Genomic DNA, 24,866 nt, shown 5'->3' with positions numbered 1-24,866 from the left:
CGTAGGGTCGAAGGGTGGCTGAAGATCATCCGACCGGTCGTTCCGGCGGCCTCGTCGTGGGGTTCGACCTGGATATGACGCTGATCGATTCGCGCCCCGGCATAGCCGCGGTGTGGGATGCGGTGGCGGCCGAGACCGGCGTGCCGATCGATTCCGCGCTGGTGGTGTCGCGGCTGGGTCCGCCGCTGGCGCACGAGGCGGCGAACTGGTTCCCGCCGGACCGGGTCGATGAGGTGGTCGCCCTGTACCGCCGGTTGTATCCGGATCTGGCGGTGGAGCCGAGCGACCACCTCCCGGGCGTGATCGACTCCCTGGCGGCCGTGCACAAGGCGGGCGGCAAGGTGCTGGTGATCACCGCCAAGAACGGTCCGCACGCACAGCTGCATCTCGACCATCTCGGTCTGGATGTGGACGATCTGGTCGGCGGCGTGTGGGCGGAGGAGAAAGGCGCCGTGCTGCGTGAGCACGGCGCCTCCATCTACGTGGGCGATCACCTCGGCGATGTCCGCGGCGCGAAGGCCGCCGCCGCCGTGTCCGTCGCGGTGACCACCGGACCCTATGCGGCGGAAGAACTTTCGGCCGAGGGCGCCGACGTGGTGTTGCAGAGCCTCACCGAATTCCCGGCCTGGCTCGAAAACCACCTCGCCGCACCGTAGTTCACTCCTGTGCCGGGAGTGGCGGACGCCGACGAGAACCAGCGCCCGCTACTGGCTGGCGACCGCGGCATCGGGCCTGTACTTCCGGTTGCTGACCCGCAATTGCGAAATAGTGTTCGTATCGACGAAAAGTGGGATGCCGTAATAGATTTCGTCGACGCGCTGGCGGCCAACCCGCCCCGTGCCGAGGGCTCCCACGCGACCCGCCTGCGTGAGCTGGGTTTCACCGATGCCGACCTGCACGATCTGGTGCTGTCGGCGGCGTCGTTCTCGTGGGCGAACCGGCTCATGCTTACCCTCGGCGAACCCGAGGTTCCGGCTTGAATCAGCAGGTGGCGACCGGTTCTAGCGGTGTCTTGAAAATTTTCTAGATCTTTCCTGCAAAAGCTCTCGCGGGCTGCGTGCCGGTCTGTATCGTCCCGATGGCAAACCATCAGTGACAGCACTGGTACCACCTGTTAGAGCGGAGCACGACCATGGCCGACTTTCTCTCGGATGTTCTCGTCCAGACCCTCGTGAAGTTGCTGGCGAGCGGATCGTCGAGCGGATCCTCGAAGTAGTCACGCGAGTGCCATCTTTCGGCTACTGCGCGGAAGTCGAAGTGGCAGGCAAGGGCCCGGCCCCGGATGAGGGGGCCGGGCCCTTTCGCGTACGTGGTCACGGCGGGTCGGAAAATAAGTACTAAAAAAGTCCTGCAAAAGTATTCCGTCCAGTTCGCCCGCTCTGTATCGTGTGGAACGGCAAATGATCAGTGACTTTCGGGTTATTGCGACATCGGGCGTGAGTCTCCCCCCAGACGCGCGTTCCGAACCCGGGGCGGTTCCCCTGCCAATACCCGCCGTCCCGGGTGCGTCGCAGTCTCCCGAGGTCCTGAGCCAACTTTCGGCTAACGCGCGGTAAGCCGGAGGTGCAATCGAAGGCCCCGATCCATGACGAGGGGATCGGGGCCTTCGGTATTGTCTGGCGCAATGTCTCAGGAAACGAACGCGGGAAGAATGTACGCCGGGCAGCCCGTAGAAGACCGGCAGCGGCAACGTCGTGCGCGTTTTCTGGAGTCCGGGCTGACGGTGTTCGCACGCGACGGATACGCCAACAGTTCAGTCGGCGCGATTTGCAAAGACGCCGGACTCTCGTCACGGCAGTTCTACGAAGAGTTCACCGGCCGCGAATCACTGCTGCTGGAACTCTACGAACAGATCGACCGTGAATCGCGGGATGCCGTATCGGCCACCATCGCCGAACGCTCCGACGCCGCAGCCATCGACATCATCGACGCCGCCGTGCGCGCCTATATCGAGTCCATCGGACGAGATCCGCGCAAGGCCCGGGTCGCACTGGTCGAAGTCGTCGGCGCCGGACCCAAGGTGGAGAAGTTCCGCCTCGAGTTGCGCCGCGCCTGGGGCGCACTACTCGCGAGCGCCGCGGAGGATGCCGCCATGCACGGCGAAATCCCGCCCGGCGACTACGAAATGCGCGTACTGGCCATCATCGGCGCCGTCAACTACGTCGTGGACGCCTGGAGCGGCTCCGATCCCCGCCCACCCCTGGACGATGTCATCAGCGTCCTCCGCCGCATAATCATGGGCGCGGTCAGCGCCTGAACCCCACCGATCTTCCGATAGCCGAAGCCGATTCATGCCCGCTCGCGAATGCGAGCGGGCATGAATGTCGTCAGGGGGAGATTCGCGCCCGTGCGGACGGGCACGCTGCCGGGTCCGGCGGGTAGCGTTCGGCGGCATGGAGACTGTGCCGATTCAGATGCCGGACGGGACCACAGTGCCGGTGCGGCTGATTCCGGCGAAAGGCCCGCATCGGCATCCGATCTCGCCGGACGCGCCCCGGCCGGTCGTGGTGATCGTCCCCGGTCTGGGCGTGCCGGGGGAGTACTACTCGCTGTTCGGGATGCCGCTGGCGGCACGGGGATTCGATGTGGCGCTGCTGGAGTTGCGCGGCAACGGCGGCAGCCTGCCCAAGCCGGGCCCCAAGAGCGCCTACGGCTATCAGGAACTGGTCTCGGTGGATTTCCCGGCCATGTTCCAGGTGGTGCGCGACCGCTTCCCGGACAGCACGCCGTACCTGCTGGGGCACAGCATGGGCGGCCAGCTCGGCGTCATGTACGCATCGCGGATCCGCGGCCGGCTGGGCGGGCTGATTCTCGTCGCGTCGGGGACGCCGTATCACCGCGGCTACACCGGATTGGGTTCGGCCGGACTGCTGCTCGGCAGCGCCGCCGTCTCGCTGACGGCCAACCTGGCCGGGTTCTGGCCCGGTGACAAGATCACCGCGGGTGGTTTCGGGCGGCAGTCGAAGGTGCTCATCAACGACTGGGCGCGGCTGGCCCGCACCGGCCGGTTCGAGCCCGCCGAGGCCGATATCGACTACGAGGAGCGCATCGCGCGGCTGAAACTGCCGGTGCTGTCGATCACCCTCGCCGGCGACGAACTGACCCCGCCCGGTTCGGCGCGGCATCTGCTCGACAAACTGCCGAACGCACAGATCACCACCTGGCACAATCCGGAGCGCCTCGGTCACAACGGGTGGATCAGCGCACCGGAGTCCACGCTCGATCACGTCGAAAAGTGGCTGCGGGACCGCTGATCGCCGGCTCCGGCATATTTGTGGCCGGAACCCACACCGCGTCAGTAGCGCTGCGCGTAGCTGGTCGGCGTCTCCCCGAACAGCTTGCGGAACTCGCGCCCGAAATGCGACTGGTCGGCGTATCCCAGGGCGTCCGCCAGTGCGGCCCAGTCGATGTCGGCTCCCGCGTCGAGCTGCTGGGTGACCTCGTGCAGCCGATAGCGCCGGATCACCCACTTCGGCCCGATGCCGACATAGTCGGCGAACAGCCGCTGCACCTGGCGCATGCCGAGTCCGAAGCGCCGCGCGACGGTGTCGACCCGGGTCACCTCGATATCCTCCGCGATCGCGGCGACCATCCGCTCGGCCAGTTCGGCGTGCGGATCCGGCGCGGGCAGCAGTGGCGCGAGCAGCCGTTCCACGGTGGCGGTATCGACGACTTCCGTTGCGGCCCAGTCGAATACAGTGTGCGCGTCCACCACCCGGTTCCGGATCGTGGACACCGGTGCGCCCAGGAACGGCCGGAACCGCCCCGGGCGGAACGCCACCCCGAACACGCTGCCCGTGCCCTCCAGCACCTGGAATCGATGCCCGCTGGTGGGCCCGGAGAGGGTGGCCGTCCCGTCCCGGAAGGTCAGGTGCACGGTCGGCATCGGCACGATCAGCTGGCGGTAGGGCTGCTCGTACTCCCAGGCGACGGTCCAGTAGTGCGCGATATGCGTTGCGAGATCGCCGGTGGGCGTATGGAATTCGTGGCGCTGGAACCGCCGCCACGAACTGGAGAGTTCCCGAGGATCCCGGCCCACGCCGCGAGTCTATGTCGCGTTTGTACGAGACGGCGGCATCGCGCCCGTGTTTACCTGTGGCCATGTCCGAGAGCGATTACGCGGCCCTGGCTGCCGCACCCCTGTTGAAGATCATCCGGAACATCACCGGCGACCAGCTCGGAAACCCGACGCCGTGCGCGGAATTCGATGTCCGTCGGCTGCTGAACCACCTGCTGTTCTGGGGTCCGTCGCTGGAGGGCGCGGCGCGCAAGGAATCCGTGCCGCCGCCCGCCGAGAACGAGGCCGAGGTGGATCTGCTGTCCGGCGACTGGGCCGCAGCCCTCGAATCCCAGCTCGACCGGATCGCCACCGCGTGGAGTGCGCCCGCGGCCTGGCAGGGCATGACGCATATGGGCAGTCCGATGGAACTGCCCGCACCCCTGATCGGCGGCATGGTCGTCGGCGAGTTGATGGTGCACGCGTGGGATCTGGCGCGGGCCACCGGCCAGGACCCGCAGTGGGACGCCGATCTGCTGGCCTACGCCTACCGCGAGACCGCGGCCACGGCCGAACAGGGCCGTCAGATGGGTATCTACGGCCCGGAGGTGCCGGTGCCCGAGACCGATCCGCTGCTGTCCCGGCTGGTGGGGGTCACCGGCCGGGATCCGCACTGGACCGCCTGACTACGCCCGGTCCTCGATCAGCGTCCTGGTGAAGAACTCGTAGATGAGCGCGGCCTGGAACGCCGACTGCTTGTTGTCGGCCGCGCCGCCGTGGCCGCCCTCGATGTTCTCGTAGTACCAGACCCGGTGGCCCTGGGATTCCAGCAGCGCGGCCATCTTCCGGGCATGTCCCGGATGCACGCGGTCGTCGCGAGTCGAGGTGGTCAGCAGGATCGGCGGGTATTGCGCTGTGGCGCTGGTGTTCTGGTACGGGGAGTACTTCGAGATGTACTCCCACTCCTCGGGCTTGTCCGGGTCGCCGTATTCGGCGATCCAGGACGCGCCCGCCAGCAGCAGGTGGTAGCGCTTCATATCCAGCAGCGGCACCTGGCAGACGATGGCCCCGAACAGTTCCGGGTAGCGGGTGAGCATGACGCCCATGAGCAGGCCGCCGTTGCTGCCGCCGACCGCGCCGAGCTGATCCGGCGTGGTGATGCCGCGCGCCACCAGATCGCGGGCGATGGACGAGAAGTCCTCGTACACCTTGTGGCGGTTGGCCTTCTGCACGGCGGTATGCCATTCGGGGCCGTATTCGCCGCCGCCGCGAATATTGGTCATGACCCAGGTGCCGCCGCGTTCCAGCCAGCCCATGCCGGACGCGCCGCTGTAGGCGGGGGTGCGGGAGACCTCGAATCCGCCGTACCCGGACATGATGGTCGGGCCGGGCGTGCCCACACGGTCGCGGTGCCGGATGACGAAGTACGGGATCATGGTGCCGTCGTCGGAGCGCGCGAAGAACTGCTCGGTCTGCACGCCCGCGGCGTCGAAGAACTCCGGCTCCTTCTTGAGCAGTGCGGTGTCGCCGCCCACCGAACTCGTCAGCAGCGTGGTGGGGCTGGTGAAACCGCTTGTGGAGAGCATGAATTCGTCACCGCCCTCGAGCGGGTCCAGGTTCATGACGCTGGTGGTGGCCATGGGCGGGGCGTCGGCGAGGGGTTCGCGGGTCCAGCCGTCCGGACCGGGGGTGAGCACGTGCAGGCCGGTCTGCACATCCTCGAGCGTGATGAGCAGCAGGTGGTTCTCGGTCCAGCCGTAGCCGTGCAGGGCGGTGTGCTCGTCAGGGGTGAACAGCACCTCGAAATCGCGTGCGCCGCCGAGGAATTCCTCGAAGTTCGCCGCGAGCAGCGCGCCCGCCGGGTAGCTGTGCCCGTTCACCTGCCACGGTGACTTGAGCCGCACCAGCAGCCAATCCTTGTACCAGGATTCCGAGGCGTCGGTGGGGACATCGATGTGCCGCAGACTGCCGTCGGCCTCCACGAGATACACCTCTTCGTTGAAGAAGTCCGTGGCGCGGCCGACGAAATGCCGTTCGTAGCCGGGGGTTCGGTCGTATCCGGCCGAGACCGCGACGTCGGCAACCTCGCCCTCGAACACCGTCTCCGCCTCGGCGAGCGCGGTTCCGCGCTTCCAGCGCTTGGCGATTCGCGGATAGCCGGAGTCGGTGAGCGAGCCGTCACCGAAATCCGTTCCGACATAGACGGTGTCGGCGTCGATCCAGCGGATCTCCGATTTGGCCTCCGGCAGGAAGAAGCCGCCGTTCTCCGGTTCCAGGAAAGCCTTTGCCTCGATGACGAATTCGCGCACCACCTTGGCGTCCGCGCCGCCGCGCGAGAGCGAGATCAGCGCCCGCTCCTGCTCCGGCCGCAGCACCGCCGCGCCGCCCCACACCCAGTTCTCGTCCTCGGCGGCGGCCAGTGCGTCGACATCGATGAGCACCTCCCACTCCGGCTCGTCCTTGGCGTACTCGGCGAAAGTGGTGCGCCGCCACAGCCCTTTCGGATGTTGCGCATCGCGCCAGAAGTTGTAGAGCCACCGCCCGCGCCGCCCCGGATAGGCGATGCGCGTATCGGTGTCGAGCATGGCGAGGATGCGCGATTCCAGGTCGCCGAAGCGGTCGGAGGCGGCGAACCGCTGCACGACCACGTCATTGTGCGACCGCGCCCAGTCCAGGGCGCGGTCGCTGGTGACCTCTTCGAGCCAGAGGTAGGGGTCCGTCACGCTCTCGTCAACGACGCTCATCCCCACATTGTTGCCGAACCGGTGCCACGCCGGGCCGGGCGGTGGGATGAGACCGCGGGGTCGCCGGGTCCCGCGCCCGCTGCGGGCCGGGCCCGCCCTCAACCCAGGCGAACCAGCATCTTTCCGGTGTTCGCGCCCGACAGCACCCCGAGCAGGGCGGCCGGCGCCTGGTCGAGACCCTCGTACACGGTTTCGCGGGTGCGCAGCGTGCCGTCGGCCAGCCAGCCCGCCGCCTTGCCGATGTACTCGCCGAACAGCGGGAAATAGCTGTTGACGAGCATCCCGCGCAGGGTGGCCTCCTTGGTGGCGGCCAGGTACAGATCCGGTCCGGCCTCCGGGGCCGAGCCGTTGTATCCGCTGATTGCTCCCACGAGCGCGATCCGCCCGCTGTGCCGCAACTGCTCGACCGCGACCCGCAGATGTTCGCCGCCCACACTGTCGAGGTACACGTCGACACCCTCGGGCGCGGCCTGCCGCAACTGCCCGGCGATATCCCCGGCGCGGTAGTCGACGGCCGCGTCGAACCCGAATTCCTCCAGTAGCAGAGCGGTTTTCGCGGCCCCGCCCGCGGAGCCGATCACCCGCTTCGCACCGAGCGCCCGTGCGATCTGCCCCGCCACGCTGCCGACCGCGCCCGCGGCGGCGGAGATGAACACGGTGTCCCCTTCTCGCACCGGAGCTACATCGGTCAGCACCGCGTACGCGGTGAGCCCGGTCGTGCCCAGCGGTCCCAGATACTGCTGCGGCGTCGCGAGCGCGGTGTCGATCGGCGTGGCGTCGGCGGCATCCAGCACGGCGAACTCCCGCCACCCCGCGAAGTGGGAAACGGTGGCCCCCACCGCGATTCCCTCCGCCCGGGATTCCACCACCTCGCCGACCGCGGACCCTTCCAGGGCCTGCCCCACCTGGAACGGCGGAATGTAGGACTCCTTGTCGTCCATCCGGCTCCGCATGTACGGATCCACCGACATCCAGGTGTTCCGCACCAGAATCTGCCCTTCCCCGAGTTCCGGCACCGCCCGCTCGACCAGTGCGAAATTCTCGGCGGTGGGCACGCCGTCCGGGCGGGCGGCGAGCTGGATCTCTCGGCTGATACGTACCTGAGTTGTCATGGCGCACAATCCTTTTCATATATCGACCGGCATCTCCGATCCGCTGCCATGAACGCTATTGCCCCCGCGCCTCCGCTCCCAGGTCCCCCGATGCCACCCCCCGGTCCTCCCGCGCCAGCGCTGCGGTCAGTGACCGGTGGGGGAGGTGCCGTTCCAGCGGTGGAAGGCTTTGCGGAGGGCGCGGTCGTCGGTGAAGCCGAGTTGGACGGCCACCGTCGATGTCGAACGACCTTCCGCGAGTAGGCGTTTGGCCTGCTCGTAGCGGATCAGGTCGACCTCGTGCCGCCAGGTCGTGCCCTGGTCGGCGAGTTGGCGCTGCAGGCTGCGGCGGCTCAGGAGCAGGCGGCGGGCCACCGCGTCGAGGGTGAGGTCGCCGGATTCGAGGGCCGCGGTCAGCGCGATGCGGAAGGCGTCCATCGGGCCGGGAATCGGCTTGGCGGTGGCCAGCACCAGATCGGCGTGACTGCGCAGCAGCCCGGCGAGGGTCGGATCAGGGCGGATGAGAGGGGCGGTGGCGTCGGCGGCGTCGAAGACGATGGTGTCGGCGGCCGCGCCGAATTCGATGCGATCGGTGCCGAAGGCGGCGGCGAGCGTCGAATGCTGTTGTGGCGCAGGGCTGCTGAAACTCACGAGCTTGGGCCGCACCGGGCGGCCGGTGGCCTCGCGGGCCCGCCGCAGATAGTAGGCGAGGACGTATTCGTTCAGGATGCCGACGACTTTCGGATCGCCCACGGTGGTGCCGAATCCGACGGTCAGGTCGCCGTCGCCGTCCAGGGTGAAGGCTTCCCCGGCGGCGGTGACCAGGCGGTGATAGGGCTGGGCGTTCCGTAGCGCGTCGCCGAGGGTGGCTCCGGTGGTGACCAGATAGTCCCAGGTGTTGAGGGTGCCCAGCGGTGCCGCGTCCACCACGGCGATGCCCGCGCCGGGTACCGGTAGTGCGTGCGCGAGCAACTCCCAGAGCCGGACCAGCGAGCTCAGCGGGATGCGGTTGAGCTCTCCGTTGAGCGTCTCGTCATCCGTCCCGTGGATCGCGCGCAACTGGTCCTCCGCCACCCCGGCCCGGCGCGCGGAATCGCGCACCAGCCGCAGGAGATGCGTCGAAACAGTGCTGTCGATCGGGTCCACGGGTCCGAGGCTAGTGAATGGAGGTGTCCACACCGGTCAGTAGGATTGCCGCAGCGTCGCCGAGTCCGATCGGAGGTTCCGGGTTGCCGCAGCCGCATTCGCTCCGGCCCAGGGTGTGGGAGCAGCACTGCTGTCTCCCACTGCTGCCGACCGCCGATATTCTCGAGCTGGCGCGCTACCCGGTCGGGTCGTATCTGTCGGTGAATGTCGGGTACTCGCAGCAGAGCACGGCGGACACCCTGGCGCTGCTGCATCAGTTCCGCCGGGATGCGCTGGCGCACGGCGGTTTCCGGCTCGTCGAGCGGTTCGCGGATATCGAGGACGAGGGCCGGATCGCGCTGGCCTTCGATCTGGAGGACGCCAATCCGCTGGGCGGCGATCTGGATACCGTGAAGGTGTTCTACGACCTGGGCCTGCGGTCGCTGGCCGCCACCTACAACTATGCGAACGCGGCCGGGTGCGGATGCCTGGACACCGAGGACACCGGGCTCACCGGCTACGGCCGCGATCTGGTCCGGCAGTTGAACGCCGTGGGCGTATTCGCCGACGGATCGCACTGTTCGCGCCGGACCGGCCTCGACATTGCCGAGACCACAGCGGTCCCGATGATCTACAGCCACTCGAATTTCGATGCGCTGTGGGAGCATCCGCGCAATATCACCGACGATCAGGCCCGCGCCTGCGCGGCCACCGGAGGTGTCATCGGTATCAACGGCGTCGGAATCTTCCTGGGCCACAACGCACCCGGCGAGCGCGCGGAGCGGGTCGAGGCCATGGCCGACCACATCGCCTACGGCGCGGAGCTGGTCGGGATAGAGCACGTCGGCGTCAGCTCCGACTTCTCCTTCGACGGCGATCAGTTCAATGCCGAGATCGCCGCGACACCGGAGGCGTTCTCCGACTTCTATACGCGCTGGGGTCCGCTGCAGTGGACCCCGCCCGAGGATCTGTTCGGCGAGAACGAGATTCCCGGTCTGGCCGAGGTGCTGGCCCGGCGCGGCTTCTCCGCGGCCGAGATCGCCGCGGTGTTCCGGGGCAATTTCACGCGGGTGGCGCGCCAGGTCTGGCGGGACTGACCTCGCCAGGTCCGGCGGGATCGAATCAGTCGCGGCCGACCACGGTTTCGAGGCCGTCGAGCAGCCGCTGCAGTCCCCAGCCGAAGTGGTCGAAACCCGGATCGAAGGTGTCCTCGGCCATGCCGGCCAGCACCGGATACCGGCCCGATTCCATGGCCTTCTGCAGCATCGGAGCCTGCACGTCCCAGAATTCGCGGTCGGTCAGCCCGGTGCGGCGTTCGGCCTCCTGCTCGTACAGCTGGGTGCGAGCCGCACCGGTGACGTAGTTGTCGATCAGCAGCACCACCGAAATCAGTTGCGGGTCGGTCAATCCCATCGGTTTGATGCGGGTGAGGATGCGCTCCATGCCCTCCACCGCGCTCGGTCCCATGACGGGGCGGGCCTGATTCACCTGGATCAGCCACGGATGTCGCTGCAGCAGAGCGAGATTCGCGTAGGCCAGGGCTTCCAGCGTTGCGCGCCACCCGGATTCGGGTTCGGGTAGACCGTCCTCCTCGGGGCGCTGCACGCGATCGAGCATGAGGTCGAGCAGTTCGCCCTTGCCGCCCAGATAGCGGTAGAGGGTCATGGTGCCGGTGCCGAGCTCGGTGGAGACCCGGCGCATGGTGACCGCGTCCAGGCCCTCGGCGTCGGCGATATGGATGGCGGCCTCGACGATGCGATCGAGGGTGAGTCCGGGTTTCGGCCCCCGGCTCGGCCGTGGGCCGGAGTCCCACAGGAGCTCGAGAGTCCGCGCGAGGTCGCCGCTGCCACTGCTCTCCGTACTGCTCATAGGACTGAAGCCTAGCGCTCCGGAGAAAAACTGGGTACGTTGTACCCGAATTGGGGTACGATGTACCCAGTTTGGTCCGAGTGATGCTGGAGGGTGACGGTGACCGACTTCGCGATACAGGCCGAGGGGATAACCAAGAGATATGGAGACAAGAACGCGCTCGACGGATTCGATCTGACAGTCCGCCGCGGCACGGTGCACGGCCTGCTCGGTCCGAACGGCGCGGGCAAGACCACCGCCGTGCGCATCCTGTCCACGCTGCTCACGCTGAGCGGCGGGCAGGCGCGGGTGGCCGGTTTCGATGTGGCGACCCAGGCCGGGGAGGTGCGCTCCCGCATCGGCCTCACCGGCCAGTACGCGGCCGTCGACGAGGTGCTCACCGGGCGGCAGAACCTGGAGATGTTCGGCCGCCTGTTCCATCTGGGCAATCGGCGGGCGCGGCTGCGCGCCCAGGAACTGCTGGAGCGTTTCGATCTCACCGACGCCGCCGATCGCGGTGCGGGCAAGTACAGCGGCGGCATGCGCCGCCGCCTCGATCTGGCAGCCTCCATGATCCTCGCGCCGGAGGTGCTCTTCCTCGACGAGCCCACTACCGGCCTGGATCCGCGCAGCCGCAACGAGGTGTGGGAGTCGGTGCGCGCCTTGGTATCCGACGGCACCACTGTGCTGCTGACCACCCAGTACCTGGAGGAGGCCGACCAGCTCGCCTCGCGCATCACCGTCATCGACAACGGTCACGGCATCGCCGACGACACCCCGGACGGGCTCAAGCGCACGGTGGGCGGCGACCTGCTCGAGGTGGTCGCGCTGACCGCCGCCGATCTACCCCTGGTCGCGAAAGTCGTTGCGCGCGTGAGTATCGGCGAGCCCGAGATCATCGACTTCGATCGCCGCGTGCAGGCTCCGGTCACCGATCGGGTGGCCGCGCTCACCGAGGTGGCCCGCACCCTGCAGGACGAGGGCATCGTCGTGGAGGACATCGGCCTGCGCCGCCCCAGCCTCGACGACGTCTTCCTGCATCTGACCGGTCACCGCACCACCCTCGAGGAGGCCGCCTGATGAGCGCCGTCGACCTGACCCCCGAAACCCGATCCCGCGCCTACTGGGCGCTGGCCGACTGCTGGAACATCGTGCGGCGCGGCCTGACCCACTATCAGCGCCAACCGGTGAACATCGCCTGGCAGCTGGGCTTCCCGATCATCTCGGTGCTGCTGTACGGCTACGTGTTCGGCAGTGCCATGACGGTGCCGGGCGGCGGCGACTACCGCAGCTTCCTCATGCCCGGCATGTTCGTCATGACCATGGCCTTCGGGTTCATGAACACCGCCACGCTGGTGGTGTACGACGTCACCAAGGGCGTGGTCGACCGGTTCCGCTCCATGCCCATGTCGGCGTCGGCGGTGGTGTCCGGGCGCGGGGTCACCGATCTACTGGTGGCGTGCGCGGAACTGGCCATCCTGATGCTCACCGCCTTCCTGATCGGCTGGCGGCCGAGCGGCGGAATCCTGGGTATGGCAACGGCTTTCGCGCTGCTGCTGTGGCTGCGCTTCGCGCTGATCTGGGTGGGCGTCTGGCTCGGTCTGATGGTGCCGAACCCGGAGGCGGCGGGCGGCCTCTACGCGGTGGCCTTCCCGCTCACCATGATCTCCAGCATCTTCGTCGCACCGCAGCTCATGCCGGACTGGCTGGGCGCGATCGCGGCGTGGAATCCGATCTCGTCGACCTCGGCGGCCACCCGTGAACTCTTCGGAACGCCTGTGGGCAGCGGAGATTCGTGGATCGAGCAGCACGCCGGACTGATGGCGCTGGTGTGGCCCGCCGTGCTCACCGCGATCTTCCTGCCGCTGGCGGTACGCAGATTCCAGCGGCTCAGCCGGTAATTGTCAGAACTCCTTGGGGCCTGGGCCGTACGGTCCGGGCCCCTGCTGGGGTCCGGGCTGGGCGGGCCATTGCTGCCCCGGGCCGGGCTGGGCCGGCCACTGCTGACCGGGAGGGGGAGCGCCACCACCCCATCCGGATCCGGCCGCGGCCCGCTTCTTGCTGCCGCTGCGCTTCACCGCCGTCACGATCAGCACGATGATTCCGAGGAACAGCCCGCCGAGTCCGAGCGCGAGCGCGCCGAGCACGCTGCCGACGATGCCGCCGCCCAGCCCCTCGCCGATCGCGATGTTCGACCCGGACGGTCCCTCTGTGGTCACGTCATAGGTGCCGGATTGTGTTGCCTGGAACGAGAATTCGGCCTCACCGTCATGCCCGCCGAAGGAGTAGGTAACCTTCGACGAATACGGCTCGAGCGTGACCTCGGACCCGTCGGGCGCGGTGATGAGCACACTGCCGGTGGCCCCGTCCGGCCCCTCGATGTAAACGGTGTAGCTCCCCGATTCGAGCTGCACCGTGCCGGACCCCGGGATGGCGACCCGCTGGAAGCCATCGATCTTGTCCGACATCCCCGTGAACGACGACACGGCGAGTGCGATCGCCCCCACCACGCCGACCACGATGAGAAGCGCCCCCACCGCGAACCACCACGCGGGCGGAGTGATTCGCGGCTGTTGAGCGGGCGGATATCCGCCCGGAGGTTGTTGCACCATGGAATCCTCGACTCTCCACGAACAGTGCGTTCCCAGAGCCTAGGACCGCCGGCCCCAACCCGCCGGGCGAATCCGCCTCACAAGATGATCACGCTCCGCCGACAACCTCCCACGCCGCCACTAGCCGCCGTAGAGGCGGGTGAAGTCTTGCCCCGGGTCGACGTTGGGCGTCGAGTAATCCGAGGAACTGCCCTCGACGTGGGTCTCCTCGACCGTCGGGACGGGTTCTGGAGGTAGCTTGCGCCACTTGGCTCGCGGGTCGACCGGCTCGTGGTCATCGCTGTTCGCCATGATGCTCCTTGTGGCTCGTTCTGGTGCCGCCCGGTGACGAATTGCCAACCGGGCATGCGATTTTCGATGCGGCAGATGCGTCCAGGTCATGGGGTGGCAGTTCAGCGAAGTGTGAAGATCCAGGAGCCGTTGCACCCACGGCCGGTCTCGATCGAACTGTTGTAGCTCCATTCACCCTGCGGCGCGGTGATGGACCAGCTGCGTTCGGGATTCTTGATCGCCTGGTCGCCCGATAGCAGCACCCACCTGACGTGTGCGGGCACGGTCCACTGACGCCCCGTATAGGGCTGATTGCGCACTGTGAGCGTGACCGCCGCCGAACGTTGATTGTCCACGACCAGGCACGCGCCGGTGGGATAGTCCGCCTGTGCGGCGGGTGCGCTCACCACCGCGGCGGCGGCGACACCGGCGAGCACGATGCCTATACGAGCGACGACCGACCGTTTCATGAATTCCCCTCGACCTCACGCCACGTGACGCGAATCTATCTGCGGCTGAACAACTTCCAGCCCGATGAAGACCAAACTATGGCCCGCGGCCTTCGAGATCCTTAACAGATTCTTGCCTCGTGGACGGATTGCCAGAGGCAACCGCCGGGGGTGGCGAGCAGGACGGCGGATCACGCGGCGAGCGGTCACGTCGGCGGGAGTGTGGTGGGTTTCGCGGAAGCGGATCACGACCACACGAGCCGCGCACACACCGAGAGCACCGGTCATAGCAAGCCCGCGGCCGGTTCCGAACGCCCGGGTCGCGGCAGAATCGGATGTTTCACGGCCTGGTTCGGATCGCTGCCACGCCCAGAGGTGAAGGCGGCGAGACAGGTCACCGTTCGCGGCTCACCGCATCGATCCTTGCCAGTCGAACTCGCCGAACCTGGTCTGCGTGCCGACTTGCTCGGTCGTGGTCGCATAGGCGGCGATAGCCTGGCCTTGGTCGTCCACAACTTCGATTACGGTCGGAAGAACTGTTCCCGCCGTGGCAATGAGCACCGGACGTCCGTCGCGGTAGAAGATCGACAGTGTCGCTGTTTCTCCGCGCTGAGCGTCACCAGGCGTCACCTCGACGAGACCGGGGTTCTCCAGCGGGGCTTCCTTCTCTGCCATGACACGCCTTCCTCGCCGACGGGTTACGGAAGGGAGGGTAGCGGCAGTCGAATGACCCTGTACCGCTCTTGATTACAACGGACGATCCTTCGGCAATCGACAGCGCGAGTATCAGAACGGCCCGAGTTGCCTCGGGCCGCTGATCTTCAGCCAGACCGCGCTGGTTTCCACGCACCGCGCGGAATGCGGCAGATTGGTGTGTTTGCTGAAAGAGGCCGACCCGGCCCTTGACTCCGGCACATCCGGGTTCGTCGGCGAGGGTCACCGCATGTCGGGTTTGAAGTTCCTGCGGGACAACCGAAATACGAGGCTCTGAGAACATATCCATCGTGATCGATCCGAAGCCGAGCACCAGCCCCGCGATATCCCGAGAATCGGTGCGAGTAGCAACCTTCAATGTGTTGTCGCCACTGCTTGCTGATTGGCACCTCCGGAAGAAGGTTGTCGCAGAACACCTACGAGCAACCGACCCCGACATCGTCGCTCTCCAAGAGGTCGATGCCGGTGCGGATCGGGACCAGGGCATTTCTGACCTGCTGGGCCCGGGCTGGCACGTCGCGTGGCACTCTCGGACAACGCCTGACGGCGTGGGATTGACGCTGGCCAGCCGCTGGCCGATCGACAAGATTCACGAACACGACCTGGGCGTCACCGCTCGCGCGGCCGTGTACCCCTGGTCGGCAGTGGTCGTCGCCGAAATCCGTGCTCCACAGCCATTGGGAACACTGCATGTCGTCCACCACAAACCGGTCTTCCAGTTCGACTACGAACATGAACGGGAGTTGCAGGCGGTCGAGGCGGCCCGATTCATCGAAAAGGTCCTCGGCGACCAAGAGGAGCACGTTGTCCTTGTCGGCGATTTCGACGCCGGCCCGGACTCGTCGAGCATACGGTTCTGGACCGGCCGACAGTCACTGGCAGGGATGAGCGTCAGCTATCACGACGCGTGGGAAGCCCTGCGCCCCAACGATCCCGGGCATACGTTCACCCCGGACAACCCGCTCGTAGCCCGCGGCGACATGTTCTCCGCGGCCGGGCGGCGCATCGACTACGTGATGGTGCGAGGAGGGAGTTTCGGGCCCACGCTCGAGGTGCAGTCCGTCGACCTGATCGGGGTAAAGCCCCGCGATGAGGTTCAAGCCAGCGACCACTACGGCGTAGTCGCCGAACTCACTACACCTGTCCGGGCGCCCGGGGCCTGGGGCTGACGGTGGCAAGTCGACACTTCAACGCTCCGTTCTGATTCCAGAGGCCAAACACCCTCACTCCCGAGATCCACGGAGTAGCCAGAGGGCTGCAAGGAGGCCCTTATGGACCAGTTGGATGCACGAAACTCGGCATGAGGGTGCGTACGGCGGGCCCGGTCTGACTGTCCCGAACGGCTTTGTAAGCGGCGTGGATGTGCGGATGACGTGGACTCATGGGGTGGGAACGCTGTTATGTGCCTGTCTGGCCGTCGATTCGCTCGCGGAGGAGGTCGGCGTGCCCGTTGTGCCGAGCGTATTCCTGGATCATGTGGGTGAGGATCCAGCGCAAGCTGAATCGGTCGCCGGTCGGCTCATGTATCCCGAAAGTGTCGAGCGATTCGCAGGCCTCGGCGGTCTCACGGGATCGGGCATATGTGTTGTGCCACAACCGCAGTGATTCTTCTACGTCGCGTCTTCGACGTGGAAATCGTTGCCGTCCGGTGCGTCGGCGCGCCAGTGGACGAAGGGAGTATCCGCGCCGGACAAGATGCGGGTGAACCAGCCCAGTTCGACGTCGGTCGGGTGGCGGACCAATCCGATCAGCGACAATTGCGACGGCTCCACGGCCCGCGGGCGGAGCTGGTCGGCCGTGAGCGATTCAGCTCTCCACGTGCGAAGTATCCGTCCTGCGACTGCGGGATAGCGACACCGACTGTTACAGAAGGCATTTCCGGTGGCGAGGAGCAGCAGTCCGAATCGTTCGCCATTTGATCGTCCGGTGGTTCGCCATCAGGACACCGGTTCGGTCAGTGGTCGGCGAACAGCGCGTGCACCTGGTCGACGGCCTCAGTGCCGTAGGCCACGGCGCCCACCGGCACCGCTCCCTGGACCGCCTCGATCACCCGGGCGGTCCAGACGGGGCCGAAACCACCGCACAGTTCGATCAACTGCGCGCCGCCTTCGACCAGTCGCCGCGCCACGTCGACCACCTGGCTGGGATCGTTCACTCCGACGAATACCGAGCGGCAGCTGGGAGTTTCGACGACCGTTTCCCGAGCCGGATCACTGCCGGACGCAGTGTAGATGAATCCCCATGCGGTGAGCGCCATCTCGGTACCTCTCGAAGTGTGGTTCGGCCGCGCTAGGGCGTGACCTGATCGCTCTCCATCTGAGCCGATCGCCGGGTGGCCTGTCCACGAGGCGGTACCGGATGAGCCTGTGGCGGAACCGCACACGCCAGGTCAGCCGCTATCTCGCGGTAGCGGGCGGCGGCGGAATCCGTTGTGTTCCAGACGAGGGCGTAGCGGATGCGGGCTGCCTCGGCGGCAAACGGAATCCACGACAATCCGTCGCCGGGGCGGACATCCCAGGCCGGGCGGAGAGCGAGGACATCGCCTCCGAAACCGAGTTCGGCGGTGAACAACGCTCGGCGCGGCGAACTCTCGCGAATCGCGGCGGGCTGCCAGCCCGCGCGCGTCCAGGATTCGCGGACGGCGTCGTGGTAGCCCGGCGCCGCCGAACGCGCGAACCACAGCAGTGCGCTGCCCTCGAGGTCGGTCCATCGCAGTGCCTGCTGCTGTGCCAGCCGGTGCCCGTCCGCGACTACGACACCGAGCTCGACATCGGCGACGACCGCATGCTCCAGTCCGGCCAGGTCGGTGGGCAGCAGGAGCACTCCGGCGTCGAGGGTTCCCGCCCGCAGCGCCGAAAGCTGTTCTGCGGTCTGCATATCGGTGATCTCGGCGGCCGGATCCCCCGCTGCCTGCCAGATCGCTGCCGCGAACTGGGGCGGCGCTCCGGGCGTCACAGCGACACGAAGAGCGTGGCTCTCCCGCACCGCACGCTGTGCCCAGCGTGTAGCGTCCACCGCTGCCTGCGCGTGCGGCACCAGTCGCAGTCCAGCCGGTGTCACCGACATTCCCGCCGCGGTGCGTACGAACAGCGCGGCACCGAGCTCGCGTTCCAGCGCGATGATCTGCTGGCTCAGCGAGGTCGGCCGGATCCCGACCAGGTCGGCGGCCCTGGTGAGATTGCGCTCCTCGGCCACCGCGAGGAAATATCGCAACTGACGCAGCTCCACTCGACGACGCTAACGCATTTCAGCCGTCGCCGAACTCGGCGGCGATCGGGCTGACCAATCTCTACCGGACCACCACGGTCGCGTTTCCCAATGGTCAGGTCACCTTGCCGTGTACCTCGACATTCGTTCCAGGAGCCCCGCTCAGAGGGTGGGCGATGTTAGGAGAGGGGGCGGGTTACTCGACGGTGGTGAGCCGTCGGCCGCTGTAGTGGTCCTTCGGCGTGAGAAGAGTATTCGGGTGGACCACTTCCAGGGGGTTGTCGCCGAGTTCGATGGTGCGTGAGATGTCGCTCACGAATACCGACTGGAGCGGGGTCGTGCCCGGTACGAACAGCAGGTTTCCGTCGCGAATTGTCTGCTCCACGCTGATCGACCAGCTCTGCGGCATATTGGACCAGCAGAAATCGGAGATGCCGGAGGCCGCGTTCAGTTCCGCTGCCGTCGCGTCCGCGGGCACATGCACCATCCGGTCCCAGGTTCCTTCGGCCCAGCCGGCCAGCCGTGTGAGTTCTGCCAAAGTCACCGGTTCGGCGCCTTCGGCCGCCTTGCGAATCTCGGTCCACAGCGTGCTCTGCGGTCCCAGTGGCTCTACTCCAGCGCGGAAGTCGAATGTCTTGTCGCACACGGGGAGTGCCGCTGGAACCGGCTGGCCACACCCTGCGGAAAGCCCACCGGTCACCGTGACGGTCAACGCACACACAACCAGTTGGAATCGCACCCTGCCCCCGAAGATCAATACAGGGCCGCAACCGTAGCACGCTCCCTCCTGTCGTCTGGATTGCTAGCCTCCGTGGATGATCTCGGCACGGAAATGCTTTGCGGCATTGGCGGGGGCCGCGGTGATCAGCTCGATGGGGGCGTGTTCCGGTCAGGAATCCGCTGTCACGTCGTCGCGCTCATCGACACCGCCGACCACCACAACCGCCGCCCCGGTACAGACCGACGGCACACTGCCCGCCGGTACCGACGCGTACGGCTACCGCGACTCGTTCGCCCGCTGCAAGGACCCCGAACGCCTGGTCCTGCTGGTCGGGCAGACCACCGGCCGACCGGTGACCACGGTCCAGGGCACTCGCGCGGGCGGCGACCAGCGATTCGTGGTGTGCGAGGACCGAACCGGCACCCGCGTCATGCGCGCATCGGCCCCGGGGTTGCGCCCGGACCCGTTCGAAGGCACCTTTTTCACCTTACCGCCAACAGCCAGCAGTTCGTGGCCGACGGTATGAAGATCGACCTGGCCCGCGCGACGATCACCGTCACCGACGACCCGCAGCACCCCGAACTCCGCGCGAAGACCTGGACCGTGAACGAATACTTCAGTGCCGCATATTGATTCGTGAATGGCGACCTGTGCCCGATGGCGCTAAACGACGCTCACCGGGGTGTTCTGGCCAGTGCGGATACGCCATTCGCTTTCGCGCTGTTCGAGGGTCAGGATGATGACGCCGTGCATCGGGTCGGGGGTGGAGGCGCTGGTATCGCGGCTGTGTTGCCGCGCGACCACCTGCACGAAGGATGGTGCCAGTTCGATGGTTCGTTCTACGTCGTAGCGGACGCTGATGTCGTGCAGGGGACCGTTTTCGGCGAAGACGAAGCGTTGTTTGGCCAGCAGGTCGGCGCGATTGGTGGACACACTGCCGCTGAAGTTCACGAAAGTTGCTTCGTCCCAGAACAATGCGTTCATGGCGTCGGCGTCGTTGGTGTTGAAGGCTGCTTCGTACTGTTCCAGCACTGTTGCTGCCGCAGCGGTGGTCATCGCTTCTCCTCGGTCGGTTTGACGCAGTACAAGCGAGGTTAGAACCTCGAGTGCGCTTCAGGTAAAGCCGACCGGGCAGGGGGTTTCGCTGGCCGACCGGCAATTCGAAATTCCGGCGCGCGATGAGCGCCTTTGGAACCTTCGTGGTGCAAACTTGCAGCAATTGTTTCCTCTATCCGGGGAGTTGCAATCGTGGGCGATGACACTCGCACCAGGCGGGACGTTCTGCGTATGGGCGCGGTCGGCGCGATGGGGGTGGCGCTGGGGGCGGCGGGTGGGGTGTTGGTCACCGATCGGGAGGACCCGGTCCGGACGGTAGCGGCCGAGGTGCCTGCTCATAGGGTGGATCGGGCCCGGATGGTGGCTCGGGACATCGTTGGTGTCGATGAGGATGGCGGCAGTCTGCTTGCGCGGTATCAGGAACTGCTGGGCGGGGCGGGGCCGCGGCGGCAGGCGGACGCGGGTGAGGTCGTCGTTGTGGGGGCGGGGGTTGCCGGACTGGCCTCGGCCTGGGTGCTGGCGCGGGCTGGTCATCGGGTGCGGGTGCTGGAGGGTGCGGACCGGATCGGGGGGCGCATCCGCACCTTGCGCGAACCCTTCGCCCGTACCGGCGGGCACGGCGAGGCGGGGGCCATGCGCATCCCCACTTCGCACACGCTGGTCACCGGGGTGTTGGACAAGCTCGGCGTCGCCACTCGGCCGTTCCTCATGCATCATTCCGAGCGGCGGATCACCGTCGGCGATGTGTCGGTGACGCGATCGGAATACGACAGGGATCCCGCGCCGATCACCACCCTGTTCGGGATCGGAGCGCAGCGTGGGCGGGCCATTCTGGACGATGCGCTCACCCAGGCGGGCGTGGGTCCGGGGGCCGGGGTGCGGGAATGGACGGACTATCTGGCCCGCTACGACGAGGTATCGCTGCGGGAATGGCTGCTCGGGCAAGGGAATTCGGAGGCGCACCTCGACTATGTGGGGTCCACCGAGGGGCTCACGGCGCGCATGGCACTGAGCATGACGCACAATCTGATGACGGCATACAACCTCGCGCCGAATACCGATATCGTCGAAATCGTCGGTGGTACAGAGCATTTGACCACCGCGCTGGCCGCCGCGGCGCGCGCCGCGGGCGCGGAGATCATGACCGGCGCGGAGGTGACGGCCATCGACGGCCGCGGCCATCGGATGCGCGTCACCTACGGTCCGGACGAGGTGACCGTCGACGCCGATCGGGTACTGGTGACCGCACCGTTCACGCTGCTGCGGCACATGTCCTTCGCACCCGCACTGTCCTATGGCAAGCGGCGCGCCATCGCCGAACTGCACTACGACGCCGCGACCAAGACCTTCCTGGAGTTCTCCGAGCGCTGGTGGCCCGGCCACGGCGGCATCGATGTCACCGACGCGCCGCCCCGGCTGACCGTCTACCCCTCCCATCCCGAAGGCGCGGGTGGCGTCGTCATCGCCTCCTACACCTGGTCCGACGACGCCCGCGCCTGGGATGCGCTACCGCCGGCCGAGCGCGCCGCCGAATGCCTCGCCCACCTCACCGAAGTGCACGGGCCGCGCGTACGCGAGACCTGGACCGGCGGATTCGCCTCGCACTCCTGGGCTTCGGACCGCTGGGCCGACGGTGAGGCCGCGGTCTACCTGCCCGGCCAGGCCGTCGAGATCGGGCCCGACACCCGAACCACGGAAATGGACGGCCGCCTGGCTTTCGCCGGGGACAGCACCTCCACCCGGGGCCGCGCCTGGATCGAAGGAGCGCTGGAAAGCGCCGCCCGCGCATGTCGGGAGCTGGGCGTACGCACGGCCTGAACCACGGTGCGCCGGAACGCATTCCGGTGGCGTGGTCTCACCCGCCCGGCAGCAGGGACCGGAGGGTGGTGATGGTGTCGGCTTCGGCGGGTTCCTTGTCGGGGCGGTAGCGGATTACGCGGGCGAAGCGCAGAGCTATGCCGCCGGGGTAGCGGGGGCTGGTTTGGACCCCGTCTATGGCGATTTCGACTACGAGTTCGGGGTAGAGGTAGACGGTGTGTTCGTCGCGGTCGCGTTCGTGGCGGGGGAATTCGGCTGTCTGCCAGTGGAGTAGGGCGTCGGTGAGGCCCTTGAAGGTTTTGCCGACCATGATCGGGTCGCCGCCTTCGGGGTCGCGGGCGCCCAGGTGGAGGTTGGAGAGGTAGCCGGTGCGACGGCCGTAGCCCCATTCCGCGCCCAGGACCACCAGGTCGAGGGTGTGGGTGGGTTTGATTTTCTGCCAGGCTCGGCCGCGACGGCCAGCGGCATAGGGGGCGGAGAGGGATTTGATCATGATGCCCTCGTGGCCCGCGGCCAGAGCGCCGTCGAAGTATTCGGCCGCAGCCTCTTCGTCGGGAGCGATCAGCGCCGGAATGCTCAGCGGGCCTGCGACTTTCGTCAGGGCCGCGCGGCGCTCGCGCAGAGGAGCGTCGAGGAGGTCTACGCCGTCCAGGTGTAGGCAGTCGAAGAAGTACGGGTGCAGGAGGAGTTCTCGGGTGGAGTTGGCTTCGGCTACGGCGGGGTCGGCGGCGAAGCGGGACATGGTTTCCTGGAAGGGGCGGGGGCGGCCGGAGTCTTCCAGGGCCAGCGTTTCGCCGTCGAGAACCACACTGGTGCAATCCAATTCGAGGACGCGGCCCACCAGTTCGGGGACGCCGGAGGTGATGTCGCGCAGGGTGCGGGTGAAGACGCGCACCTCGTCGCCGTTGCGGTGCACTTGAATTCGAGCGCCGTCCATCTTGTGTTCGATGCTGACGTCGCCGTCGAATTCGGTGAGAGCCGCGTCCAGCGCCGCACCGGGCGAGGCGAGCATGGGCTGGATGGGGCGGCCCACCTCGAGTCGGAAGGCTTCGAGCGCCTCCAGACCACCCGATCGCGCGGCCAGGGCCGTCACGGGGAGCTTGCCGGAGAGCATGTGGGCGCGGCGGACGGCGGCGATGGGCACGTCGAAGGCCTGGGCCACGGCCTCGGCGACGATCGCCGTCAGCGCGCCCTGGCGCATCTCCCCCGTCAGCAGGCGGAGCAGGAATTCGTGTTCGTCGGCCGTGGCGGCGGCGAACAATCCGGTCAGCAGTTCCTTGCGGCGAGCCGTGGATCCCGACCCGTTGACTGTCGCGAGCTCACCGAATACGGCGTCGACAGCACCGACACTCAGACTCGACTCGGTCGCCGGGGGCACCCGCATGGCGGTCAAAGTCCGCCAGCCCGTCCCGATCCGCCCCTGCGGCAGCTCCCCGGAAACCCAGGCCACGACCTGGGCGAGTTCGTCCGGCGCGGCCTCGGCGAGCAGCTCGGCCAGCGTTTTGATCTTGATCTTGCGCGAGGTGGTCGCACGCACGGTCTGCGACGCCTGCACTACTTGCGACAACAGCACGATCCGACCGTAACCCGCCGGTGTGACAGATTGCTCAGCAGAGCTGTTAATTCTCGATTGGCATGTTTGCGAAAGCGGTCATAAACTGGGCACATGGCCAAGACTTACGTCGGCGCGCGGCTACGGCAGCTGCGTACCGAACGCGGGCTGAGCCAGGTCTCGCTCGCGAAGTCGCTGGAGATATCGGCGAGCTATCTGAATCAGATCGAGCACGACGTCCGCCCGCTCACCGTACCGGTTCTGCTGCGCATCAGCGAGGTGTTCGGCGTCGACGCCGGGTTCTTCTCCTCACAGGACGATACGCGTCTCATTGCCGAACTCCAGGAAGTGGTGATGGACCAGGAGCTCGCCATCGAGGCGGACGCTCAGGAAATCGCCGAAATGGTTTCCGCGCACCCGGGTTTGGCGCGCGCCATGGTGAATATGCACAGGCGCTATCGCAATACCACCGCACAGCTCGCCGCCGCCACCGAGGACCGCTTCGCCGACGGCAGCGGTTCGGGAGCCATCTCCAAACCGCACGAGGAAGTGCGCGACTACTTCTATCAGCGCCAGAACTACATCCACGAATTGGATACCGCCGCAGAGGAACTCGCCACCCGCATGCGTTTCCACGGCGGCGACCTGAAACGCGAGATCCAACGCCGCCTCACCACCGCGCACGGCGTGCAGATCGTGGAACGCATCGACCTCGGCGACGGTGTCCTGCACCGCTACGACCCGGATACCCGCCGCCTGGAAATCGCTCCGCACCTGTCCGGCGGCCAGCGGGTGTTCAAACTCGCCGCCGAACTCGCCTACCTGGAGTGCGGCGACCTCATCGAAAAGCTGGTGGAGGAGGGCAATTTCTCCAGCCACGAGTCCCGCGTGCTGGCGAAACTGGGCCTGGCCAACTATTTCGCGGCGGCCACCGTGCTGCCCTACGGCCAATTCCACGAGGTGGCCGAGGACTTCCGCTACGACATCGAGCGGCTGTCCGCCTTCTTCACGCAGAGTTACGAGACCATCTGCCACCGGCTTTCGACCCTGCAGCGCCCGAAACTGCGCGGCGTCCCCTTCTCCTTCGTGCGTGTGGACCGCGCGGGCAATATGTCGAAACGCCAGTCCGCCACCGGTTTCCACTTCTCCTCCAGCGGCGGCACCTGCCCGCTCTGGAATGTCTACGAAACCTTCGCCTACCCCGCGAAGATCATGACCCAGATCGCCCAGATGCCCGACGGCCGCAAATACCTGTGGGTGGCCCGCACCGTGGAACGCCGCGCCACCCGCTACGGCGAACCCAGCAAAGTCTTCGCTATCGGATTGGGTTGCGAACTGCGACACGCGGGCCGCGTCGTGTACGCCGACGGCCTGGATCTCAACGAGCCCAAGGCAACTCCGATCGGCGCGGGCTGCCGGGTCTGCGAGCGCTCCAGCTGCCCGCAGCGCGCCTTCCCCCCGCTCGGCAAGTCGCTCGACATCAGCGAACACCGCAGCTCCATCTCGCCCTACGTGATCCAGTAGGTCCCGCAACCGCATTCGACCTGCGGTTATAGCCGAACTCATCGTTCCGATCCCGGTGCGGTGAGCGGAAATTCACGTCTGCGCAACACAGGCAATCGGACTGTCATCGAGAGACATTCCAGCGCAACACTTCCCGTT

Annotated in this window: 29 protein-coding genes; 13 read left to right on the top strand and 16 right to left on the bottom strand. The window is 67.0% G+C overall.

What is annotated here, in order from left to right:
* Positions 1 to 14 precede the first annotated feature (14 nt).
* The 4 genes from JK358_RS15855 to JK358_RS15840 all read left to right on the top strand — a co-directional run bounded on the left by JK358_RS15855 (position 15) and on the right by JK358_RS15840 (position 3,254).
* Positions 15 to 656, top strand: coding sequence for an HAD family hydrolase (locus JK358_RS15855; protein WP_307817543.1), 642 nt, complete (start codon positions 15 to 17; stop codon positions 654 to 656).
* Between the two features lie 18 nt (positions 657 to 674).
* Entirely contained in the window at positions 675 to 980 is a 306-nt protein-coding gene (locus JK358_RS40030; RefSeq protein ID WP_201948330.1) for a carboxymuconolactone decarboxylase family protein, read from the top strand.
* Between the two features lie 644 nt (positions 981 to 1,624).
* Entirely contained in the window at positions 1,625 to 2,257 is a 633-nt protein-coding gene (locus tag JK358_RS15845) for a TetR/AcrR family transcriptional regulator (protein ID WP_232851298.1), read from the top strand.
* A gap of 136 nt (positions 2,258 to 2,393) precedes the next feature.
* Positions 2,394 to 3,254, top strand: coding sequence for an alpha/beta hydrolase family protein (locus JK358_RS15840; protein WP_201948328.1), 861 nt, complete (start codon positions 2,394 to 2,396; stop codon positions 3,252 to 3,254).
* 41 nt (positions 3,255 to 3,295) lie between these two features.
* Here the strand turns inward: JK358_RS15840 and JK358_RS40355 are convergent, their stop codons facing one another.
* On the bottom strand, positions 3,296 to 4,039 hold the full coding sequence (locus JK358_RS40355) for an AraC family transcriptional regulator (protein WP_201948326.1): 744 nt from the start codon (positions 4,037 to 4,039) through the stop codon (positions 3,296 to 3,298).
* A gap of 62 nt (positions 4,040 to 4,101) precedes the next feature.
* On the opposite strand from JK358_RS40355, the gene JK358_RS15830 reads away from it, so the two are divergent.
* A complete protein-coding gene (locus tag JK358_RS15830) occupies positions 4,102 to 4,683 on the top strand; it encodes a TIGR03086 family metal-binding protein (protein ID WP_201948324.1) in 582 nt (193 codons plus the stop codon).
* Here JK358_RS15830 and JK358_RS15825 read toward each other — a convergent pair whose 3' ends face one another.
* The 3 genes from JK358_RS15825 to JK358_RS15815 form a co-directional block, all read right to left on the bottom strand.
* Positions 4,684 to 6,741, bottom strand: coding sequence for a prolyl oligopeptidase family serine peptidase (locus JK358_RS15825; RefSeq protein WP_201948322.1), 2,058 nt, complete (start codon positions 6,739 to 6,741; stop codon positions 4,684 to 4,686).
* A gap of 98 nt (positions 6,742 to 6,839) precedes the next feature.
* A complete protein-coding gene (locus JK358_RS15820) occupies positions 6,840 to 7,853 on the bottom strand; it encodes an NADP-dependent oxidoreductase (RefSeq protein ID WP_201948319.1) in 1,014 nt (337 codons plus the stop codon).
* 126 nt (positions 7,854 to 7,979) lie between these two features.
* Positions 7,980 to 8,978, bottom strand: a complete 999-nt coding sequence (locus JK358_RS15815) for an AraC family transcriptional regulator (protein ID WP_307817542.1) — start codon at positions 8,976 to 8,978, stop codon at positions 7,980 to 7,982.
* A gap of 83 nt (positions 8,979 to 9,061) precedes the next feature.
* On the opposite strand from JK358_RS15815, the gene JK358_RS15810 reads away from it, so the two are divergent.
* Positions 9,062 to 10,054 carry a dipeptidase gene (locus tag JK358_RS15810; protein WP_232851297.1) on the top strand — a complete coding sequence of 331 codons (993 nt, stop codon included), beginning with the start codon at positions 9,062 to 9,064 and terminating at the stop codon, positions 10,052 to 10,054.
* A gap of 25 nt (positions 10,055 to 10,079) precedes the next feature.
* On the opposite strand, the gene JK358_RS15805 is transcribed toward JK358_RS15810, so the two are convergent.
* A complete protein-coding gene (locus tag JK358_RS15805) occupies positions 10,080 to 10,826 on the bottom strand; it encodes a TetR/AcrR family transcriptional regulator (protein ID WP_201948312.1) in 747 nt (248 codons plus the stop codon).
* 99 nt (positions 10,827 to 10,925) lie between these two features.
* Here JK358_RS15805 and JK358_RS15800 point away from each other — a divergent pair, with 99 nt between their 5' ends.
* Both JK358_RS15800 and JK358_RS15795 read left to right on the top strand, forming a co-directional pair.
* Positions 10,926 to 11,885, top strand: a complete 960-nt coding sequence (locus JK358_RS15800; protein WP_201948309.1) for an ATP-binding cassette domain-containing protein — start codon at positions 10,926 to 10,928, stop codon at positions 11,883 to 11,885.
* Positions 11,885 to 12,706: an ABC transporter permease gene (locus JK358_RS15795; protein WP_201948307.1), complete on the top strand. Its 822-nt coding sequence runs from the start codon at positions 11,885 to 11,887 to the stop codon at positions 12,704 to 12,706. Before JK358_RS15800 ends, JK358_RS15795 begins: the two co-directional genes overlap by 1 nt.
* Positions 12,707 to 12,709: 3 nt before the next feature.
* On the opposite strand, the gene JK358_RS15790 is transcribed toward JK358_RS15795, so the two are convergent.
* The 4 genes from JK358_RS15790 to JK358_RS15775 form a co-directional block, all read right to left on the bottom strand.
* Positions 12,710 to 13,417, bottom strand: a complete 708-nt coding sequence (locus tag JK358_RS15790) for a hypothetical protein (RefSeq protein WP_201948305.1) — start codon at positions 13,415 to 13,417, stop codon at positions 12,710 to 12,712.
* Between the two features lie 120 nt (positions 13,418 to 13,537).
* Positions 13,538 to 13,708, bottom strand: a complete 171-nt coding sequence (locus tag JK358_RS15785; RefSeq protein WP_201948302.1) for a hypothetical protein — start codon at positions 13,706 to 13,708, stop codon at positions 13,538 to 13,540.
* A 101-nt stretch (positions 13,709 to 13,809) separates the two neighbouring features.
* A complete protein-coding gene (locus tag JK358_RS15780) occupies positions 13,810 to 14,157 on the bottom strand; it encodes a hypothetical protein (protein WP_201948300.1) in 348 nt (115 codons plus the stop codon).
* A 387-nt stretch (positions 14,158 to 14,544) separates the two neighbouring features.
* Positions 14,545 to 14,811, bottom strand: coding sequence for a hypothetical protein (locus JK358_RS15775; RefSeq protein WP_201948298.1), 267 nt, complete (start codon positions 14,809 to 14,811; stop codon positions 14,545 to 14,547).
* Positions 14,812 to 15,140: 329 nt separating this feature from the next.
* Between JK358_RS15775 and JK358_RS15770 the strand changes: the two genes are divergently transcribed.
* Entirely contained in the window at positions 15,141 to 16,019 is an 879-nt protein-coding gene (locus JK358_RS15770; protein ID WP_201948296.1) for an endonuclease/exonuclease/phosphatase family protein, read from the top strand.
* Between the two features lie 229 nt (positions 16,020 to 16,248).
* On the opposite strand, the gene JK358_RS40655 is transcribed toward JK358_RS15770, so the two are convergent.
* From JK358_RS40655 to JK358_RS15745, 5 genes are all read right to left on the bottom strand, one after another.
* Positions 16,249 to 16,446: a mycothiol transferase gene (locus JK358_RS40655; RefSeq protein ID WP_201948294.1), complete on the bottom strand. Its 198-nt coding sequence runs from the start codon at positions 16,444 to 16,446 to the stop codon at positions 16,249 to 16,251.
* Positions 16,447 to 16,460: 14 nt separating this feature from the next.
* Complete coding sequence (locus tag JK358_RS40650) at positions 16,461 to 16,679, bottom strand: mycothiol transferase (protein WP_443677907.1); 219 nt, start codon at positions 16,677 to 16,679, stop codon at positions 16,461 to 16,463.
* Between the two features lie 125 nt (positions 16,680 to 16,804).
* Positions 16,805 to 17,107 carry a DUF6506 family protein gene (locus JK358_RS15755; protein ID WP_201948293.1) on the bottom strand — a complete coding sequence of 101 codons (303 nt, stop codon included), beginning with the start codon at positions 17,105 to 17,107 and terminating at the stop codon, positions 16,805 to 16,807.
* A 32-nt stretch (positions 17,108 to 17,139) separates the two neighbouring features.
* On the bottom strand, positions 17,140 to 18,078 hold the full coding sequence (locus JK358_RS15750) for a LysR family transcriptional regulator (RefSeq protein WP_201948291.1): 939 nt from the start codon (positions 18,076 to 18,078) through the stop codon (positions 17,140 to 17,142).
* A 175-nt stretch (positions 18,079 to 18,253) separates the two neighbouring features.
* The gene (locus JK358_RS15745) at positions 18,254 to 18,601 is read right to left on the bottom strand and encodes a hypothetical protein (protein ID WP_201948288.1); all 348 of its coding nucleotides are present in this window, start codon (positions 18,599 to 18,601) and stop codon (positions 18,254 to 18,256) included.
* Between the two features lie 271 nt (positions 18,602 to 18,872).
* Between JK358_RS15745 and JK358_RS15740 the strand changes: the two genes are divergently transcribed.
* Both JK358_RS15740 and JK358_RS40025 read left to right on the top strand, forming a co-directional pair.
* Positions 18,873 to 19,304 (top strand): hypothetical protein, encoded by a 432-nt coding sequence (locus tag JK358_RS15740; protein WP_201948285.1) that lies wholly within the window; start codon positions 18,873 to 18,875, stop codon positions 19,302 to 19,304.
* Positions 19,289 to 19,411 (top strand): hypothetical protein, encoded by a 123-nt coding sequence (locus tag JK358_RS40025; protein WP_269811815.1) that lies wholly within the window; start codon positions 19,289 to 19,291, stop codon positions 19,409 to 19,411. Before JK358_RS15740 ends, JK358_RS40025 begins: the two co-directional genes overlap by 16 nt.
* Positions 19,412 to 19,441: 30 nt before the next feature.
* Here the strand turns inward: JK358_RS40025 and JK358_RS15735 are convergent, their stop codons facing one another.
* On the bottom strand, positions 19,442 to 19,834 hold the full coding sequence (locus JK358_RS15735) for an SgcJ/EcaC family oxidoreductase (RefSeq protein ID WP_201948283.1): 393 nt from the start codon (positions 19,832 to 19,834) through the stop codon (positions 19,442 to 19,444).
* A 192-nt stretch (positions 19,835 to 20,026) separates the two neighbouring features.
* Here JK358_RS15735 and JK358_RS15730 point away from each other — a divergent pair, with 192 nt between their 5' ends.
* A complete protein-coding gene (locus JK358_RS15730) occupies positions 20,027 to 21,652 on the top strand; it encodes a flavin monoamine oxidase family protein (protein ID WP_201948280.1) in 1,626 nt (541 codons plus the stop codon).
* Positions 21,653 to 21,689: 37 nt separating this feature from the next.
* Here JK358_RS15730 and JK358_RS15725 read toward each other — a convergent pair whose 3' ends face one another.
* Positions 21,690 to 23,225 (bottom strand): ATP-dependent DNA ligase, encoded by a 1,536-nt coding sequence (locus tag JK358_RS15725; protein WP_201948278.1) that lies wholly within the window; start codon positions 23,223 to 23,225, stop codon positions 21,690 to 21,692.
* 93 nt (positions 23,226 to 23,318) lie between these two features.
* Between JK358_RS15725 and ramB the strand changes: the two genes are divergently transcribed.
* Positions 23,319 to 24,728 (top strand): acetate metabolism transcriptional regulator RamB, encoded by a 1,410-nt coding sequence (gene ramB / locus JK358_RS15720; RefSeq protein WP_201948275.1) that lies wholly within the window; start codon positions 23,319 to 23,321, stop codon positions 24,726 to 24,728.
* Positions 24,729 to 24,866 lie beyond the last annotated feature (138 nt).

This window comes from Nocardia acididurans, from assembly GCF_016741815.1.
GTDB lineage: Bacteria > Actinomycetota > Actinomycetes > Mycobacteriales > Mycobacteriaceae > Nocardia > Nocardia acididurans.
The sequence above is the reverse complement of the archived record's forward strand: the minus strand, read 5'-3'. Positions and strand labels throughout refer to the sequence as shown.

Coding starts and splice junctions, on each gene's coding strand:
- JK358_RS15845 (WP_232851298.1), top strand. CDS start 1,625: ATGTCTCAGGAAACGAACGCGGGAAGAATGTACGCCGGGCAGCCCGTA.
- JK358_RS15840 (WP_201948328.1), top strand. CDS start 2,394: ATGGAGACTGTGCCGATTCAGATGCCGGACGGGACCACAGTGCCGGTG.
- JK358_RS15830 (WP_201948324.1), top strand. CDS start 4,102: ATGTCCGAGAGCGATTACGCGGCCCTGGCTGCCGCACCCCTGTTGAAG.
- JK358_RS15825 (WP_201948322.1), bottom strand. CDS start 6,741: ATGAGCGTCGTTGACGAGAGCGTGACGGACCCCTACCTCTGGCTCGAA.
- JK358_RS15820 (WP_201948319.1), bottom strand. CDS start 7,853: ATGACAACTCAGGTACGTATCAGCCGAGAGATCCAGCTCGCCGCCCGC.
- JK358_RS15805 (WP_201948312.1), bottom strand. CDS start 10,826: ATGAGCAGTACGGAGAGCAGTGGCAGCGGCGACCTCGCGCGGACTCTC.
- JK358_RS15795 (WP_201948307.1), top strand. CDS start 11,885: ATGAGCGCCGTCGACCTGACCCCCGAAACCCGATCCCGCGCCTACTGG.
- JK358_RS15790 (WP_201948305.1), bottom strand. CDS start 13,417: ATGGTGCAACAACCTCCGGGCGGATATCCGCCCGCTCAACAGCCGCGA.
- JK358_RS15785 (WP_201948302.1), bottom strand. CDS start 13,708: ATGGCGAACAGCGATGACCACGAGCCGGTCGACCCGCGAGCCAAGTGG.
- JK358_RS15780 (WP_201948300.1), bottom strand. CDS start 14,157: ATGAAACGGTCGGTCGTCGCTCGTATAGGCATCGTGCTCGCCGGTGTC.
- JK358_RS15775 (WP_201948298.1), bottom strand. CDS start 14,811: ATGGCAGAGAAGGAAGCCCCGCTGGAGAACCCCGGTCTCGTCGAGGTG.
- JK358_RS15755 (WP_201948293.1), bottom strand. CDS start 17,107: ATGGCGCTCACCGCATGGGGATTCATCTACACTGCGTCCGGCAGTGAT.
- JK358_RS15740 (WP_201948285.1), top strand. CDS start 18,873: ATGATCTCGGCACGGAAATGCTTTGCGGCATTGGCGGGGGCCGCGGTG.
- JK358_RS15735 (WP_201948283.1), bottom strand. CDS start 19,834: ATGACCACCGCTGCGGCAGCAACAGTGCTGGAACAGTACGAAGCAGCC.
- ramB (WP_201948275.1), top strand. CDS start 23,319: ATGGCCAAGACTTACGTCGGCGCGCGGCTACGGCAGCTGCGTACCGAA.